This is a genomic window from Variovorax sp. LG9.2, assembly GCF_035018885.1.
In the GTDB taxonomy this organism is placed as follows: Bacteria; Pseudomonadota; Gammaproteobacteria; order Burkholderiales; family Burkholderiaceae_C; genus Variovorax.
Genome location: NZ_JASJXB010000012.1, coordinates 81,471 through 98,917, shown reverse-complemented (window position 1 = coordinate 98,917; position 17,447 = coordinate 81,471). Strand labels below are relative to the sequence as shown.

Here is a 17,447-nt window from a genome sequence, read left to right as displayed (position 1 = left end):
TGCGCACTTCGTGTCGCTTTGCCCTCCCCCCTGCTGGGGGCGACACCAGCGGATCGGCGAAGCAGGATCCGCGGTGTCTTTGGAATTTAAAGGCCACCTTCCGGTGGCCTTTTTTATGGGCGGCGGTGACGCACAATTACCTCCATGTGGACCACGCTTGACGACAGCCTTTGCGAACTGGGTGAATCGCCGTTCTGGCACCCGGGCGAACGATCTCTTTACTGGCTGGATATCGCTGGACGTGCTGTGTTGCGGACTCGTGGGGACATCGGTGCCGCCGGCGCGACCGTCGAGCGATGGGCGCTGCCCAGCGAGCCGGGCTGCATGGCGCCGGCGCGGCGGGGCGGTTTGGTCATTGCACTGCGCGATGGCATCTACCGGGCCAAGACATGGGGCGGCGCGCTGACGCAACTGGTCGGTGTCGACTACGACACGCGCACCATGCGTTTCAACGACGGCAAGTGCGACCCGCTCGGCCGCTTCTGGGCTGGCACATTGAACGAGGTCAAGGACAAGTCCAACGCCGAGCTCTATTGCCTCGACATGCGTGACGGGCGCGCACCGGCTTTGCAGCGCATGGCCGGTGATGCCATGACCGCCAACGGCCTCGCGTTCTCTCCCGACGCCGGCACCCTGTACTGGTCGGACACGGCGGCGCATGCCATCCGCGCGTGGGACTGGGTGGCCGATTCCAATACGCTGACGCGGCCGCGCGTGTTCGAGCAGTTCGCGGCCAAGCCGGCGGGCTGGACACCATCGTCGCCGGTGCGCTATGCGGGGCGCCCCGATGGCGCCACGGTCGATGCCGAGGGCCACTACTGGGCAGCGATGTACGAGGGCGGTCAATTGCTGCGCTTCGCGCCCAATGGCAAGCAGGTCGGCGCCATCGCGACGCCCGTGCAGTGCCCGACCATGCCGTGCCTCGGCGGCGATGATTTGAAGACGCTGTTCGTGACGAGCGTGCGCAAGGGACGTCCCGCAGAGGAACTCGAAGAGCGACCGGCCTCGGGTTGCGTCGTCTCGATGCGCGTCGACACACCGGGGTTGCCGGTGGCGTTCTTCGAGGACTGACACGATGACCAACTCCGTTGAACTCCAGCGCATCGTCGAGCGAGTGCGCGCTGCTGCGGCCGACGCCACGCCGCTCGACATTCGCGGTGGCGGCACCAAGGATTTTTATGGTGAGGTGGCTTCGGGCAAGCCGCTCGCGACCAGCGAGCTCACCGGCATCACGAGCTATGAACCCAGCGAGCTGGTCGTCACCGTCCGTGCCGGCACGCCACTCGCCGAACTGGAGGCGCTGTTGGCCGACCAGGGCCAGTGCCTGCCTTTCGAGCCACCGCGCTTTGCGCATCCGGCCAACCCCGGCGTGCGCGGTGGCACCGTCGGCGGCATGGTCGCTGCCGGCTTGAGCGGGCCGTCGCGCGCCAGCGTGGGGGCGGTGCGCGACTACGTGCTCGGTGCCACGCTGATCAATGGTCGCGGCGAGGTGCTGCACTTCGGCGGCACGGTCATGAAGAACGTCGCGGGCTATGACGTCTCGCGCGTGCTGGCCGGGTCCCTCGGCACGCTCGGCGTGATCGCTGAGGTGAGCCTGAAGGTGCTGCCCGTCGTGCCGGCCGAAGCGACGATCGAGTTCGCTTGCGAGCAGGCCGATGCATTGCGGCTGCTCAATGAATGGGGCGGTCGTCCACTGCCGCTGAACGCCAGCCTGTGGCGACGGCGCGATGGTGCGGGCGTGTTGTCGTTGCGCTTGCGCGGTGCGGTCGCGGCGGTCGACGCGGCGTGCCGTCATCTGGGCGGTGCGCCTCAGACCACAGAGCCCGCTGCAGCCGGCTGGCAATCGTTGCGCGATCAGCAGCATCCGTGGTTCTCCGACCGTGCGGCGGATGGTGCGCCTGCTGCGTCCCACGCGGATGACCTCTGGCGCCTGTCGGTGCCGCAGACTGCGCCGGTGCTCTCGCTCGATGGCTCGCCGTGGATCGAATGGCATGGCGGCCAGCGCTGGTACCAGGCCGGGCAAGGGCAAGCTGAGCGCATGCGCGCAGCAGCCCGCGCGGTCGGCGGTCATGCAACCCTGTTCAGGGCGGGGGGCCGTACCGAAGCGACCGATGCAAGCGCACCGGCTGCAAGGTTCGATGCGCTGAGCGTGCCGTTGGCGCGCATTCATCGCGCGCTCATGAAAGAGTTCGACCCGCACAACATCTTCAATCGCGGCCGGCTGTTGCCGGAAGCTTGAGTCGTCTCGCTTCTTCAGCCAACACGTCAGCCAACACGTTAGCCAACACAGCCAGCTATCAAGGCCAGCCACTACCCCACATGCAAACCGAACTCGCCGCTGAATTTCGTGACACCGCAGACGGACAAGAGGCTGAAGCCATCCTGCGCAAGTGCGTGCACTGCGGCTTCTGCACCGCCACTTGTCCGACCTATCAATTGCTGGGCGACGAACTCGACGGCCCGCGTGGCCGCATCTACCTCATCAAGCAGGTGCTCGAAGGCAAGCAGCCGACGCGCAGTACGCAAGTGCATCTGGACCGTTGCCTGACCTGCCGCAACTGCGAAACGACCTGCCCGAGCGGTGTGCAGTACGGCCACCTGGTCGACATCGGCCGGAAGATCGTCGACCAAAAAGTGCCACGTCCCGCAATGGAATCGGCCACGCGCTGGCTGTTGAAAGAAGGCCTGCCGTCGCCGCTCTTTGGACCGGCCATGAAGGTCGGCCAGGCCGTGCGCGGACTGCTGCCCGCCGCGCTGAAAGCCAAGGTGCCCGCCAAGCAGGACGCCGGTATCTGGCCGACGACCCAGCACGCGCGAAAGGTGCTCATGCTGTCCGGTTGCGTGCAGCCGTCGATGATGCCGAACATCAACAGCGCCACCGCGCGTGTGCTCGATGCTGCGGGCATCCAGACCGTCATCGCCAGAGAGGCCGGTTGCTGCGGTGCGTTGAAGTTTCACCTCAACGACCAAGAGGGCGGTAAAGCGAACATGCGCACCAATATCGACGCGTGGTGGCCACACGTGGAACGCGACGAAGTCGAAGCCATCGTGATGAACGCATCCGGCTGCGGCGTCACGGTACGCGAATACGGGCACATCCTGCGCGACGATCCGGCATACGCGGCCAAGGCCCGACGCATCAGCGAACTGACCAAAGATCTGAGCGAGCTGCTGCCCGATCTGGTGCCCGTGCTCAAGGCGCGTGTGAAGCCGCCCGAGGGCGTTATCGCCTACCACCCGCCGTGCACGTTGCAGCACGGTCAAAAACTGCGTGGGGGCGTCGAAGTCAACTTGCGCGCGCTAGGGTTCGATGTGCGCGTCTCACTCAACGAAGCGCATCTTTGCTGCGGCTCGGCCGGGACGTATTCGGTGCTGCAGCCCGAGCTCGCTTATCCGCTGCGCGATCGCAAGCTCGGCAACCTGAACCAGCTTCAACCGAGCGTCATCGCCTCGGCGAATATCGGCTGCATCACGCATTTGCAGAGCGGCAGCGGCGTGCCGGTGAGGCATTGGATCGAGTTGCTCGACGCTGCGATTTCTGCGGATTGACCCGGTAGTTAGAGAAGAGTCAAAGAAGCGTCTTCCGTGGCGTTTCTTAACATTTAATTTCTTTTCGGAAACATTGAGGTGACACTTGCGGCGAGCGCAATTGTTAAATGCTTCACGCATCGTTAAAGAGAGTTGCAGCTCCACCTGAGACCGCGACTTAGTACCCACGTCTCGCGAGAATGCGACCAGATACTCGCGCCCCACTGCCAAGGCACTTTTTGACCGCGGCATCAATCAGGGGAAGCGACGATGAACCGGTCATTTAAGAGCATCTGGAGCGAAGCGCAAGGTGCGTGGGTCGCGGTGTCGGAAGTTGTTGGAGGGCGCGGGAAAAAGAGTCGCAGTGGTGCAACCTCTGGCCTCGTTGCGTTGTCGGTCACGATGGCCTTGTTGGCCGTGCCTGCGGCTGCGCAGACTCTCATCGTAAACTCCGGTATCAACAGCGGCGGCGATGCAAGTGCTGTAGCCGAGATCGGTCAAGCGGGCGGCTCTGCGCAGGGGTTTTTGACAGCCCGCCTGCCTTTGACGGCCGCAAATGTTTTCGGCCTGACCGGCAACACCATGACCGCCGGCATGCAGGTCTACAACACGGCCACAACCACCGGCGCGAACGGTGTCAGCCCGGGCTTGTACACGTGGAACGGCGCCCAATGGATTTCCAATAGCGAGGTGCCGTACGTTCATGCCAATTCAAACGTGGTTGGCAATTCGACCTTGACAAATTCAGGCGCCATCGGTGCCGAGAGTGTCGCCATCGGACCGCTCGCTGTGGCGGCGGGTGCCAACAGCGTCGCTGTCGGCAACGGCGCCGCGGCCAACACATCCGGCATTGCGATCGGACTTAACGCCAACGCTTCCGGCAGCAACGGCGCCATCGCGATTGGTGGTTCCGACCAGCCTGCCGCCCCCAACACCGCCGGAAAAATGGGTACTGCTGTCGGCTTCGGCAGTTCGGCACTGGCCACCGACTCCAACGGCTTCATCAACGACCACCAGGGCGGATCGGCTTTCGGCGGCTACGCGAAAACCACTGGCGGCTCCTACAACACGGCACTGGGCTACCGGGCACAGGCCACCGGTGCCGGTGACTCGATCCTGGGCGACGGCTACGCGACCTCGGTCGGCGGGTTCAGCTCGGCCGTCGGCACGGCTTCCACGGCCCTGGGTGCTTCCAGCAACGCTAGCGGCACCGGTGCGACGGCGGTCGGCACCTTCAGCAAGGCCACGGGCAACGGCGCCATTGCCATCGGCGGCGGATCGCTCTTTACCTCCACCTCGGCGTCGGGCGTCAGCGCCATCGCCATCGGCACAGGCGTCGGCACGGCGTTCGACCGCGCCACCGCCATTGGTATCGGAACCAAGGCCGGCAGTATCTCCTCGGTCGCCATCGGCGACACGGCCACCACCGGCGCCACAGGCCAGAACGTCGCCATCGGCGCGACCACCAACGCCAATTCGGGCAGCGCCACCGGTGGCGCGGTTGCCATCGGGCGGGGTCAGACTGCCGTCGGCGACGGCGCTGTCGCGATTGGCGACCCGAACACCGCGACCGGCAACGGTGCGGTGGCTTTTGGGCGCAACAACACGGCGACCGGCAACGGGGCGGTGGCTTCGGGCGACACCAACACCGCCATCGGCGATGGATCGGTTGCTGTCGGCGCCAATTCCAGTGCCAATGCGGGTTCATCGACCGGTGTGGGGGCCGTGGCCGTCGGCGCGAACGCCAATGCGGCCTATGCCAACAGCGTGGCACTGGGGTCGGGTTCCAACACCAGCGCGACGCTTGCCGCACTCACAGCGAATACCGCTTACAACCCTGCCACCGGAACGCTCGCGGGCACGACGCCAGTGGGTGAAGTGTCCGTTGGTGCAGCCGGTGCCGAACGCCGCATCACCAATGTGGCGGCGGGTTCGGTGGCGACCGATGCCGTTAACGTAAGTCAGTTGACTTCGTTGAGTCAGGTCGTTGCCGCCGGCAAAATCAAATACTTCAGCGTCAACTCCGTGGGCGGGACCAATGCAGACAACCTCAGTGCCATTGGCCTGGATGCCATCGCCATCGGTGTGGACGCAAAAGCGGTGGGCGACACTACGGTTGCATTGGGCTCAGACGCGGTCAGCGCGGGCAAGCAGGCGGTGGCCATCGGACTGCGGGCCAATGCCTCTGCGCAGCAGGCGATTGCCATCGGCAGCGATGCACTCGCAACTGATTTTTACGCCACGGCTGTCGGAACCGGTAGCCAAGCGACCAATTACCTTGCCACGGCCTTGGGGGCTGGAAACCTTGTCAGCGGCTCTTCTAGCACCGGAGTCGGCTCGTACAACACGGTGAGCGGAAACAACTCGGCGGCGGTTGGAACAGGCAACACAGTTGCGTCGAACAACGCCGTTGTGCTGGGCAACAACGTGACCGTTGCCGCGGGCCTCGATGGCGCCGTCGGCATTGGCAACAACAGCACAGTGACGGCATCGACCGTGGCTTCGTACAACCCAGGCGCGGGCACTGTAAGCGGCACGGCTATCGGTAGCAACGTTGTCAGCGTGGGCAGCGCAGGTGGCGAGCGGCGCATTACCAATGTGGCTGCGGGCGGGGCCCCTACGGACGCCGTCAATGTGAGCCAACTCAAGGCGGTCAGTGCAGCGGCATCTGCGATCGACTTCCCGATTCGGTCTGGCAATACCGGTCCCTTTACGACTTCGGCGACGGGTAAGGACAGTCTCGCCGTCGGCTCGACTGCAGCGGCCACCAGCGGCAACGGTACGGCCGTGGGCGAGGCCAGTCGTGCGTATTCGTTCTCGACTGCACTCGGCTACAACGCCAACGCAGCGGGCCAGAACAGCATGGCGCTCGGTGCTAACAGCCTCGCTGCAGGCACTCAGCAAACTGTGATCGGAATCGGTGCCAAATCCGACATTCTTTCGACCCAGTCCACAGTCATCGGTGAGGGCGCCTCGGCGACCAACGCCGCTTTCAGCACGGTCGTGGGCGCGGGCGCGGTAAGCACCGGCAATACCAACTCGGTCTTCGGTTACGGGGCTTCTGCGACCAACGTCACCAACGCCACCGCGATCGGCGAAGGTGCGTCGGTGACGGGCTCGGCAGGCATTGCACTGGGGTCCGGCGCTGCTGCGACCGGCAATCTGACCACGGCCATCGGCGTGGGCGCCGCATCGAGTGGCAGCACCGGCATCGCACTGGGCCTGAACGCCGTCAACACGGTCGACAACTCGGTCGCATTGGGAGCGAATGCATTCGACAGCGCTACTGCCAGCGTAACGACTGCGGGGACGACGGCCTACAACAGCAGCGTCATTGCCGGCAAGACCTTCAACTACGCGGGCGGTACGCCAATCGGTGTAGTTTCCGTCGGTGGTCCAGGCGCCGAACGACGCATCCAGAACGTCGCGGCCGGCCTTATCAATTCGACCAGCACGGATGCTGTCAATGGGAGTCAGTTGAATGCTGTAGCAGCTCAGACGGCCGCCATCGACTTCCCAATTCGGTCTGGCAATGCCGGCCCGTACGCCACCTCGGCGACGGGTGTGAACTCGCTGGCTGTGGGTGCCAGCGCAACCGCAGGTGCGGCGGGTGCCACCGCCCTCGGTGAGGGCGCGAACGCCAACCGTGCCGACAGCATCGCCATTGGACGCAATGCACGCGTCAAAACGGTGGTGACACCGCAAACCGTGGCTGGCGACATTGCGATCGGGGCCGACTCGGCGGCAGCCAACTATGGCTTCAGCTCTTCCGGCGGCGTTTTCGTGGCGGCGGTTGCTCTGGGCTCCAAGGCCAACGCGGCCGGCAGCGGCGCCGTGGCGGTCGGTGGCAACACCTTCGCGACCAATGGTTCGGTCGCAGTTGGCGCGGGCGCTATTGCGGGTGCGACGCCCTTCGGAACTGCACAAGCAACGAACCTGTCTCAGATTGCCATCGGCAGCGGTGCCAGAGCGGGAGCGAACACTACTGATTTTGGCGGGACCAATTCGATTGCTATCGGCAATCAAGCGGTTGCCAGCGTGGCCAATGAACACGACACGATCGCGATCGGAAATTTTGCGCGCGCAGCGGCCGCTGACACCATCGCTCTAGGTACCTTCTCCAACGCAAATGCGGGAGGTGCATTGGCCTTTGGCCGCTTTGCTTCAGCGCAGACCGCCGGAGCAATTGCCATTGGCTACGGAAGTATCGCCAACGCATCTGTAGACGACGTGGCGCTGGGTTCCGGTTCGGTCACGGCAGCACCCAATCCCACCAACAGCGCGACAGTCAACGGCCATACGTACGGACCATTCGCCGGCAGCGCACCGACCAGCGTGGTCAGCGTGGGCACCGGCGTTGCCGGTGGTGAAAGGCAGATCACGAACGTCGGGGCAGGGCGGATCACTGCATTGAGCACCGACGCGATCAATGGCAGCCAGCTGTATGCGGTGGCCGACGCGCTGACGTCCACGGTTGCGGCCGGCGCTACGCATTACTACAGCGTCAATTCCGCAGATCAAACCGCTGGCTCCAACTATGCCAACGACGGCGCGACCGGTACAAATGCCTTGGCTGCCGGCGTGGGTGCCTTGGCATCGGGCGGTCAAACCACGGCGATCGGCAATGGTGCGAACGCAGCAGTCGCAGGCGGCGTCGCGCTCGGCTCCGCTTCCGTTTCCGACCGAGCCCTCGTGCCCAGCACCGGCATCCTCGCGGCCGGCAATTTCATGGTCCCCTACAACACCACCGACCGCACCCTGCTCGGCGCCGTGTCGGTCGGCAACGCCACGAGCTACCGTCAGATCACCAACGTGGCCGACGGCACGCAGTCGCAAGACGCGGTCACGGTGCGTCAGTTGACCGGTGCGTTGCAGTCTTTCGCGGTCACGCCGACCAAGTACTTCCACGCCAATTCCGCGGCGGCGGACTCGCTGGCCGTCGGTAATGAATCGGTGGCGGTCGGTCCGCAAACGGTGGTCAACGGCAACAACGCGATCGGCATCGGCAATGGGGCGACGGTGCAGATTTCGGCACCGGGGAGCATCGCGATCGGTCAAGGTGCCAACACGCAGTTGGCCGACTCGATTGCCATGGGTACCAATGCGTCGGCCGCAGCGGTGCAGGGCATTGCGTTGGGTGCCGGCAGCATTGTCAACGTGGCAGGCGGCGTGGCATTGGGTGCCGGCTCGATCGCCAGCACGGCGGCAGGCGCCAAGGGCTACGTCCCCACCGGCGCCAGCGTGGCACAGACCGCAGCGGTCAATGCCACCACCAGCACGTTGGCAGGTGTGTCGGTTGGCAATGCGGCCTCGGGTCAGCTGCGCCAGATCAACGGCGTGGCCGCAGGCTCGGTCGACAGCGACGCGGTTAACGTGAGTCAGTTGAAGGCGGTGCAGACCTCCGTCACCACGCTCGACAACAACGCGGTCAAGTACGACACCACTACCGCCGGCACGACCAACTACAACTCGGTCAACCTGGGCAACAGCAACTCGACCGGGCCGGTGACGCTGGGCAACGTGGCCAACGGCGTAGCACCGAACGATGCGGTGAACGTGCAGCAGCTGAACGCGGGCGTGGCGTCTGCTAATGCGTACACAGATGCGCGCGTCAACGGGCTGCAAGGGAACATCGACGGTGTGGCCCGGAAAGCCTACGCCGGCGTGGCGTCGGCGATGGCACTGGAAAGCGCCCCGTACATCGCGGGCAAGACGACCTATGCGGCTGGCATGGGTTACTACCAGAGCCAGGGTGCGGTCGGCATCGCGTTGCGCCGCACGGCGGACAACGGCCGATGGAGCGTGACGGGTGGCGTGTCGGCGAGCGCAGGTGGCGTGGCGGTGCGTGCGGGCGTGTCGGGGATATGGGACTGACGGGATGAGAGCGACCACCACTTCATTCGCATCCAACTCCTCCTTCATCCCACTTTTCCGGAGATAGACACCATGTCATCGCACTCATCTTTTCGTTTCGTTCGCGCCACCTTCGGCCTGGTGGTGCTCACGTGTGCCGGCCTCGTGGCTTCGGCGCAGCAAGCGCAACCTGCGGCGTCCGCCGCGGCCGCAGGCGAGGTCAACTTTCCGTCGCTCGACAGCTCGTATCTCAAGACCGGATCGTTCGTCGGCCCCGACCATGTGCGGCGCATCACGCCCGGTTTGAGCAAGGACCAAGTGCGGCTCGAACTCGGCAATCCGCAGTACAGCGAAGGCCTCTTCGGTGTCCGCGAATGGGACTACGCCTTCAACTTCTACACGGGCAAGGGCAATGAGTACATCACCTGCCAATTCAAGGTGAAGTTCGATCTGGTCGACGATGTCTATCGCGCGGCCAGCACGCACTGGAAAGGCGTTGCCTGCGAACGCTATCTGAATCCGGTGGTGATGGCGCAAGCCGTTCCGGTGGTGATGGCCGCACCGGCGCCGGCACCCGTGCCCACCACGCGCCGCCTGACATTGGGCGCCGATGGTCTGTTCAAGTTCGCCAAGTCCGGTTTCAACGATCTGCTGCCTGCAGGTCGCGGCCGGCTCGAAGCACTGGCGTTGGAACTGCGTCGCGACGGCGTCGTGCTCAGCTCGATCATCATCACCGGCCACACGGACCGCATCGGTTCCGACGCGTCCAACGTGACGTTGTCGCAAGCGCGTGCCAGCACCGTGCGCAACTACCTCATCGGCAAGGGCCTTGACGGCAAGCTGGTGCGTGCCTACGGTGCCGGAGAAACGCAGCCAGTGACGCAATGCGCCGGCGAGCGGGTCACGCCCGAACTGGTGGCTTGCTTGCAACCGAACCGCCGCGTCGATATCGAAGTCGCGGGGCAGCAATGACAGCGCGGGGCGCGCCAGCTGAGTCGCGTCGCGGCGGCCGCATTCGTGCCTCGCTCCTGTGCAGTTTGCTGGTCTGTTCCACGCTGGTGTCGGCACAGGTTCAGCAGGCTCAGCCGGTTGCACCAGCCCCGCCGTCGCGCAATGCGCTGGAGCAATTGACCGCGCAAGCCGGCATCGGTACATGCATGAGCACGATGCATCGCGTCGCACCGGCCCTGACCGGGCCCGAAGGCGCTTTCGCCGCCATGCTGATGACCAACCCGGTAGCGCCCGATGCCTCCGCGTTTGCAGCGTCGGTCGAGCGCGCCGAGCCGACGGGCACGCGCTTCGTCAGCGCGGTGTTCGCACCGACCGGGCGTGGCGGGTGCGACGTGGGCTACGACATGATCGACGTGTGGGGCAAGCCGTGCGCGCAAGTTGCGGTGCAGGACCTCGGCTACGCCAAGCCGCTCGATGTCGTGGGCAAGTCGATTGGCGTCGTCCCGATCAGCCCGACGCATCACATCTACCTGATGCCTACGGCCGGCAACGGCTGTGTCAGCATCACCAAGGAACTGCTGTTTCCCTGACCTGGTCTGGCGCTCCGGTCCGACCCTGAACGCCGGCAGTTGCGGCGACGCTTGATTTCCCTGATTCAAGGAATGTCTGACCATGTTCAATAAAACCCGGATCGCTTTTGTCGCCGCAGCCTGCCTGGTGTTGCCCGGCGTCACAACAATCGCTGCGGCGCAATCCGCTATGCCGGCCATGCGTGGCGAGGGCGCCGCGCGCTACGTCTGCGGCGGCATCGGCTCCGACGAATCGACAGCCTTTCGCGCCGCCATGAAGGAGCATCCGCTGGCACTGTTGTTCGCGCGTGCCGACGGCGCTTACGAGGCCGACGTCGCGGTCAGCATTCAGAACGAAAACAACGTGACCGCGTTGGCGTTTCGCGCCAACGGGCCGGTATGCCTGATCGATCTCCCTGCCGGAAAGTACGTCGTCAACGCCGATGCTGGCAGCGCTTCCAAGAAGCAGGCGGTCACCGTGGGTGGCGGGTCGAAGTCGGTCGACTTCCGCTTTTGATCTGACGTGAGCTGGCGCCGCCTTGCGCGGGCGCCGTGTCTGTCAGGCCGTAGCCAGCGCCTTCTCAATGTCGCGCTCCATCGATGACGGCGTGTCGAGCGGCGCATAGCGCTTCAACACGCTGCCGTCGCGCGCCAACAAAAACTTGGTGAAGTTCCACTTGATGGCCGTGCTGCCGAGCAAGCCAGGCTTCTCCTTGCTGAGCCACTGGTACAGCGGTGCAGCGCCGCTGCCGTTGACGTCGATCTTCTCCATCATCGGAAAGCTGACGCCGTAGTTTTTGGTGCAGAACGCGCCGATCTCTTCGTTGCTGCCGGGGTCTTGCGAGCCGAACTGGTTCGACGGAAAGCCAAGCACCGTCAGGCCTTGCGCAGCGTACTTTTCATGCAGTTTTTCGAGCCCCTCGAACTGCGGCGTAAACCCGCATTTGCTCGCGGTGTTGACGATGAGCAAGACCTTTCCGCGATAGCTTGAAAGCTGCACGCTCTTGCCATCGATCTGGGTTGCGTCGAAATCGTAGACGGTGGTCATGTGGTGTGTCTTCCTGGGTCAGTGGTGTTTGTCGCTGCGCGCGATGGCAAGCAGATGCTGCACCTCTTCCGGGTATTTCCGCAAGTTGCTCAGATGCCAGCGGCGAATGAGCCACATGAAACCGGCGACCAGTCCGCCGAAAGCGGTGATGGCGGCGTTGGCCGACAGGCCGAGGCCGGTGCACGCGCTGTAAAAACCACCGAGCAGCAAAATGCAGGCTTGCTCGTTGAAGTTTTGTACGGCGATCGAACGGCCAGCGCCCATCAGGTTGTGGCCGCGATGCTGCAGCAGCGCGTTCATCGGCACCACCAGAAATCCGCCGCATCCGCCCAACAAAATCAGGAACGGCACAGCAAGCCACACGTTGCCGATAAAGATCATGCAGATCACCAGCACGCCCATGCCGATGCCCATCGGAATGACCTGCGTAGCGGTGTCGAGCCGCATGCGCATCGACGCCGCTACAGCGCCGACCGCCATGCCGATGGTGACCACGCCGGTCAGCCAGGACGCCTGCGTCGTGTTGTAGCCGAGTGCCACCGAACCCCAGGCGATGACGATGTACTTCAAGTTGCCGCCAGCGCCCCAGAAAAGCGTGGTGGTCGCGAGCGAAATCTGGCCGAGCTTGTCGCGCCAGAGGCGTGCATTGCAGTGCCAGAAGTCGGGCAACAACGATGCGATGTTGCGCACCAGGCCATGCTGCTTGTTGCTGCGCAGCGACCGCATCTCCACGCCCGTGTGCGGGATGCGCGTGTTGAACCAGGCCGCCAATGCGTAGACGAAGATCAGCACGCTGATCGCGGCGGCCGGCGGCGTGTCGACGCCGGTGTCGATGAACGGCAGATCGAACCGCAGCAGATGGCTCGACACCGTGTGCCCGACCAGCGTGCCGCCGAGCACGATGCCCAGCAGGATCGATGCGATCGTCAGCCCTTCGATCCAGCCGTTGGCCTTGACCAGTTGCGATGCCGGCAACAGCTCGGTCAGGATGCCGTACTTGGCCGGTGAGTACGCCGCCGCGCCGAGCCCGACGATGGCATACGACAGCAAGGGATGCGAGCCGAACAACATCATCAGACACCCGACCACCTTGATCGCATTGCTGATGAACATCACTTTGCCCTTGGGCAAAGCGTCTGCGAAGGCACCGACCAGCGGTGCCAGCACCACATAGAAGACCGCGAAGATCGGCACCAGCGCGGCGCGCTGCCATTCGGGTGCGCCGGCACTTCTCATCAGTTCGACGGCGGCCACGAAAAGCGCTTGGTCGGCCAGTGACGAAAAGAACTGGGCCGACATGATCGTGTAAAAACCGCGCTTCATCGAGGGGCTGAATGGCCAGAGAGGGGGCTGCTGGCAATAGTGAAAAAAGGCTTCCGCTACAGGCGGATGGGCGGTTATAGCATGGGGTTGCGATGCCAAAATGAGCACTACCACCCGTGTTTTCTGTGGGCATTGCGCCTTTTTTCGCACATTCTTTTGCACATTCAAAAACGAGTCCGAGATGCCCCGTCCGATTCTTGCCACCGTTCACGCCGACGCACTGCACCACAACCTCGAGCGCGCGCGTCGTGCCGCGCTCGATTCGCGCGTGTGGGCGGTGGTCAAGGCCAACGCTTACGGCCATGGCATTGAACGCGTGTTCGACAGCTTTCGCGGCGCCGACGGTTTCGCGCTGCTCGACCTGGCCGAAGCCGAGCGGGTCCGCGCGCTCGGCTGGCGCGGTCCGGTGCTGCTGCTCGAAGGCGTGTTCGAGCCGCGCGACCTCGAACTTTGTTCCCGCCTCGACCTCTGGCACACCGTGCATTGTGACGCGCAAATCGACATGCTCGCCGCGCACAAGACGCAGGCACCGCAACGCGTTTTCCTGAAAATGAACTCCGGCATGAACCGGCTCGGTTTTGCACCGTCGCGTTTCAGGTCGGCCTGGACGCGACTCAACGCGTTGCCGCAGGTCGACGAGATTTCGCTCATGACGCACTTCAGCGACGCCGACGGCGCGCGTGGCATCGCGCATCAGCTCGAAGTGTTCGAAGACGCCACGCGCGACTTACCCGGCGAGCGCTCGATCGCAAACAGTGCCGCCACGCTGCGGCACCCGGCACTGGCCCGCGGCGATTGGGTGCGGCCCGGCATCGTGCTGTATGGCAGCGCGCCGGATTTCCCGGAGCACGACGCGTCACACTGGCAACTGCAGCCCGGCATGACGCTCTCCACGCGGCTGATCGCGTTGCAGACGCTGCAGGCCGGCGACACCGTCGGCTACGGCTCCAGCTTCACCGCCGAAGGGCCGCTGCGCATCGGCGTGGCGGCGGTGGGTTATGCCGACGGCTATCCCCGGCACTGCACCACCGGCACGCCGGTGCTGGTGAACGGGGTGCGCACGCGCATGGTCGGGCGCGTCAGCATGGACATGATCACGGTCGACCTCACGCCCGTGCCGGACGCAGGTTTCGACAGCGACGTCACGCTGTGGGGCCGCGCCGCCAACGGCACGCTGCTGCCGATCGACGAAGTTGCGCGCGCGGCAGGCACGGTCGGCTATGAGCTGATGTGCGCGGTGGCGCCGCGGGTTCCGTTCGCGGTCGACTGAGCGGGCCGACTTCGCGAGCGACTCAGCGCAGACTCAATAAAGCCCGAGCTCCCGACCCATGAGCCGTGCCAGCCCGAGCAACGCATCGGTGAACGGTGTCGGCACCTTTGTCAGCTGCCCGAGTTCGCGCACCACGCTCACCAGCGCATCGAGCTCGATGGCGCGATGCGCCTCCACATCCTGCAGCATCGAGGTCTTGAACGCGCCGAGCTTGCGCGTGACGGCGTGCCGGTCTTCCGGGCTGTCGGTGATCGCGATCCCGATGCGTGCGCCGATCTCCTTGGCCTCCAGCATCACGGCCGAGATGAAGCCGAGCACCAGATCGTCGGACATGATCTTGTCGGTGGTGGCGCCGGTCAGTGCGCTGATGGGGTTGACGGTCATGTTGCCCCACAGCTTGAACCAGATGTCTTTTTGGATCTGCGGCGACAGGCTGCATTCGATGCCGGCACGGGTCAGCAGCGCCGCCAATTCGGTCACGCGAGGTGAGGCGCCACCGGCCGGCTCGCCGATGATGAGCCGGTTGCCGAAGTGGTGCCGCACCACGCCGGGCGCGTCGAGCGAGCAGCTCGCATGCACCACGCCGCCGATCACATGTGACGCCGGAATGGCGGCGGCGATGGCGCCGTCGGGATCGACCGCTGCCAGCCGCGAGCCGGCCAGCGTGCCGCCGAAGCCGCCTTCGAGAAACCACCAGGGCACGCCGTTCATCGCGGTCAACACGATGGTGTCGGGACCGATCAATGGTGCGATCTGCGCAGCCACGCCCGCCAGCGCCGGCGCCTTTACTGCGACCACCACCAGGTCTTGCGGCCCGTGCTCGGCCGGGCTCGCGACTGCGTTGACCGGCACGTGCAGCCGCTCGTCGCCACGCACGAGCGACAGGCCGTTCCGTTGCAAGGCATCGAGCGTCGCGCCGCGTGCCACGACGTTGATCCGTTCACCAGCTTGGGCAAGGGCGACGCCGATCCATCCGCCGATTGCGCCGGCACCGTAGATGCAGATTTTCATGATGTCAGAGGTGTCGAAAGGTCTTGAAGATGGCTCAGAGGTACTGGGCGAGGTTGTTGAGTTTGCCGGCGTAGACCTCGGCACCCTCGTCGATCTGCAAGGTGAGCCCGAGCGCACGGCCGGCGGCAATGGGCGCGAAATGCATCTCGATGGCGGCCATCAGCGTGTCGCCGACTTTCTTCTTGAGCGCATCGCTGCGGCCTGGCGTGATGCGCAGTTGCAGCCAGACGAATGCACGATCGGGCGCGCCGTCGGCCACCGCGAACTGTTGCGCCGGCCAGGCCAGCACGCGAGTTCCGGTGATTGGAAAGACCGGCGCGCCGCTGTCGTCGAGCGTGCCGACGAGCGTCGCGCGCAGGTGTTCGCAAAGTTCGTCGATGCGAAGTTCGTCTTCGAGGTTGGCGGTGTATTCGATGCGAAGGTGCGGCATGGCGCGATGTCCCTGTGTGTGCGGGGTGAGCGGCGGCGACCACCTTTATAGTCGCAGGCCCATGGCCAAAGACAGAAGCATCTACGTTTGCACCGAATGCGGAGGCACGAGCGCGAAATGGCTCGGCAAATGCCCGAGCTGCGATGCATGGAATACCCTGGTCGAACAGGCTGCTGCGGTGCAACCCGGCAGCGCCAACAACCGCTTCGGCGCTCCGGTGTTCACCGCTCTGGCCGGCGCTGCCGAACTCGCCACCCTGTCGGACATCGAAGCCACCGACATGGCGCGCACGCCGACCGGGCTCGACGAGCTGGACCGCGTGCTCGGCGGCGGCATCGTGTCGGGCGGCGTCACTCTCATTGGCGGCGATCCGGGGATCGGCAAGTCGACGCTGCTGCTGCAGGCTGTCGATGCGCTCCAGCGCGCCGGGCAAAACGCGATCTACGTCACCGGCGAAGAAAGCGGCGCACAGGTAGCGCTGCGCTCCAAGCGGCTCGGACTCGATCACTCGCAGGTGCAGGTTCTGGCCGAGATCCAGCTCGAAAAAATCCTGGCCACGCTCGACGCCACGCGGCCGGCGATCGCGGTCATCGATTCGATCCAGACCGTCTACTCGGATCAACTCACGTCGGCGCCCGGCTCCGTCGCGCAGGTGCGCGAGTGCGCGGCGCACCTGACGCGCTTTGCCAAGGCCAGCGGCACTGCAGTGGTGCTGGTCGGCCACGTCACCAAAGAAGGCGCGCTGGCCGGCCCGCGCGTGCTGGAGCACATGGTCGACACGGTGCTGTACTTCGAGGGCGACACGCACTCGAGCTTCCGGCTGGTGCGTGCCATCAAGAACCGCTTCGGCGCGGTCAACGAGATCGGTGTCTTCGCCATGACCGAGCGCGGGCTGAAGGGCGTGACCAACCCGAGCGCGATCTTTCTGAGTCAGCACGCGGAGCCGGTGCCCGGCAGCGTGGTGCTGGTCACGCTCGAAGGCACGCGGCCGATGCTGGTCGAAATCCAGGCGCTGGTCGACAACGGCGGGCCGAGTCCGAGGCGGTTGTCGGTCGGCCTGGACCGCGACCGCCTCGCCATGCTGCTGGCGGTGCTGCACCGTCATGCGGGCATCGCCTGCATGGACCAGGACGTGTTCGTCAATGCGGTCGGCGGCGTGCGCATCAGCGAGCCGGCGGCCGACTTGGCCGTGATGCTGGCCATCACTTCGAGCCTGCGCGGCAAGCCCTTGCCCAAGGGCTTTATCGCGTTCGGCGAAGTCGGCCTGGCCGGCGAAGTGCGGCCGGCGCCGCGCGGCCAGGAGCGTCTGCGAGAAGCCGCCAAGCTGGGCTTCAGCGTGGCGGTCGTCCCAAAAGCCAACGCGCCCAGAAAGGGCGCGAAGGAAATCGAAGGGCTGACCATTCATCCGGTCGAGCGCATCGAAGAAGCGATGGACGTGGTGCGGCAGCTTCAGTAGCTGCGCGC

Annotated in this window: 13 protein-coding genes; 9 read left to right on the top strand and 4 right to left on the bottom strand. The window is 65.0% G+C overall.

The window, feature by feature from the left end; translation table 11 throughout:
- Positions 1-144: 144 nt before the first annotated feature.
- From QN413_RS14470 to QN413_RS14440, 7 genes are all read left to right on the top strand, one after another.
- Positions 145-1,071 (top strand): SMP-30/gluconolactonase/LRE family protein, encoded by a 927-nt coding sequence (locus QN413_RS14470; protein ID WP_323497281.1) that lies wholly within the window; start codon positions 145-147, stop codon positions 1,069-1,071.
- 4 nt (positions 1,072-1,075) lie between these two features.
- Positions 1,076-2,239 carry a glycolate oxidase subunit GlcE gene (gene glcE, locus QN413_RS14465; RefSeq protein WP_323497280.1) on the top strand — a complete coding sequence of 388 codons (1,164 nt, stop codon included), beginning with the start codon at positions 1,076-1,078 and terminating at the stop codon, positions 2,237-2,239.
- An 80-nt stretch (positions 2,240-2,319) separates the two neighbouring features.
- Positions 2,320-3,549, top strand: a complete 1,230-nt coding sequence (gene glcF, locus QN413_RS14460; RefSeq protein WP_323497279.1) for a glycolate oxidase subunit GlcF — start codon at positions 2,320-2,322, stop codon at positions 3,547-3,549.
- A 249-nt stretch (positions 3,550-3,798) separates the two neighbouring features.
- A complete protein-coding gene (locus QN413_RS14455; RefSeq protein ID WP_323497278.1) occupies positions 3,799-9,402 on the top strand; it encodes an ESPR-type extended signal peptide-containing protein in 5,604 nt (1,867 codons plus the stop codon).
- A 72-nt stretch (positions 9,403-9,474) separates the two neighbouring features.
- Positions 9,475-10,353: an OmpA family protein gene (locus QN413_RS14450; RefSeq protein ID WP_323497277.1), complete on the top strand. Its 879-nt coding sequence runs from the start codon at positions 9,475-9,477 to the stop codon at positions 10,351-10,353.
- On the top strand, positions 10,350-10,922 hold the full coding sequence (locus tag QN413_RS14445) for a hypothetical protein (protein WP_323497276.1): 573 nt from the start codon (positions 10,350-10,352) through the stop codon (positions 10,920-10,922). Before QN413_RS14450 ends, QN413_RS14445 begins: the two co-directional genes overlap by 4 nt.
- 82 nt (positions 10,923-11,004) lie before the next feature.
- Positions 11,005-11,418: a carboxypeptidase regulatory-like domain-containing protein gene (locus tag QN413_RS14440; RefSeq protein WP_323497275.1), complete on the top strand. Its 414-nt coding sequence runs from the start codon at positions 11,005-11,007 to the stop codon at positions 11,416-11,418.
- Positions 11,419-11,460: 42 nt separating this feature from the next.
- Here QN413_RS14440 and QN413_RS14435 read toward each other — a convergent pair whose 3' ends face one another.
- Together QN413_RS14435 and lplT are read right to left on the bottom strand one after the other, a co-directional pair.
- Positions 11,461-11,949 (bottom strand): glutathione peroxidase, encoded by a 489-nt coding sequence (locus QN413_RS14435; protein WP_323497274.1) that lies wholly within the window; start codon positions 11,947-11,949, stop codon positions 11,461-11,463.
- 18 nt (positions 11,950-11,967) lie between these two features.
- Positions 11,968-13,272, bottom strand: coding sequence for a lysophospholipid transporter LplT (gene lplT, locus QN413_RS14430; protein WP_323497273.1), 1,305 nt, complete (start codon positions 13,270-13,272; stop codon positions 11,968-11,970).
- Between the two features lie 181 nt (positions 13,273-13,453).
- On the opposite strand from lplT, the gene alr reads away from it, so the two are divergent.
- Positions 13,454-14,542 carry an alanine racemase gene (gene alr / locus QN413_RS14425; protein ID WP_323497272.1) on the top strand — a complete coding sequence of 363 codons (1,089 nt, stop codon included), beginning with the start codon at positions 13,454-13,456 and terminating at the stop codon, positions 14,540-14,542.
- A 33-nt stretch (positions 14,543-14,575) separates the two neighbouring features.
- Here the strand turns inward: alr and QN413_RS14420 are convergent, their stop codons facing one another.
- Both QN413_RS14420 and QN413_RS14415 read right to left on the bottom strand, forming a co-directional pair.
- Positions 14,576-15,553, bottom strand: coding sequence for a 2-dehydropantoate 2-reductase (locus QN413_RS14420; protein WP_323497271.1), 978 nt, complete (start codon positions 15,551-15,553; stop codon positions 14,576-14,578).
- A 34-nt stretch (positions 15,554-15,587) separates the two neighbouring features.
- Entirely contained in the window at positions 15,588-15,983 is a 396-nt protein-coding gene (locus tag QN413_RS14415; protein WP_323497270.1) for a 5-carboxymethyl-2-hydroxymuconate isomerase, read from the bottom strand.
- A 61-nt stretch (positions 15,984-16,044) separates the two neighbouring features.
- Here QN413_RS14415 and radA point away from each other — a divergent pair, with 61 nt between their 5' ends.
- On the top strand, positions 16,045-17,439 hold the full coding sequence (gene radA, locus QN413_RS14410; protein ID WP_187053909.1) for a DNA repair protein RadA: 1,395 nt from the start codon (positions 16,045-16,047) through the stop codon (positions 17,437-17,439).
- Positions 17,440-17,447: the final 8 nt, after the last annotated feature.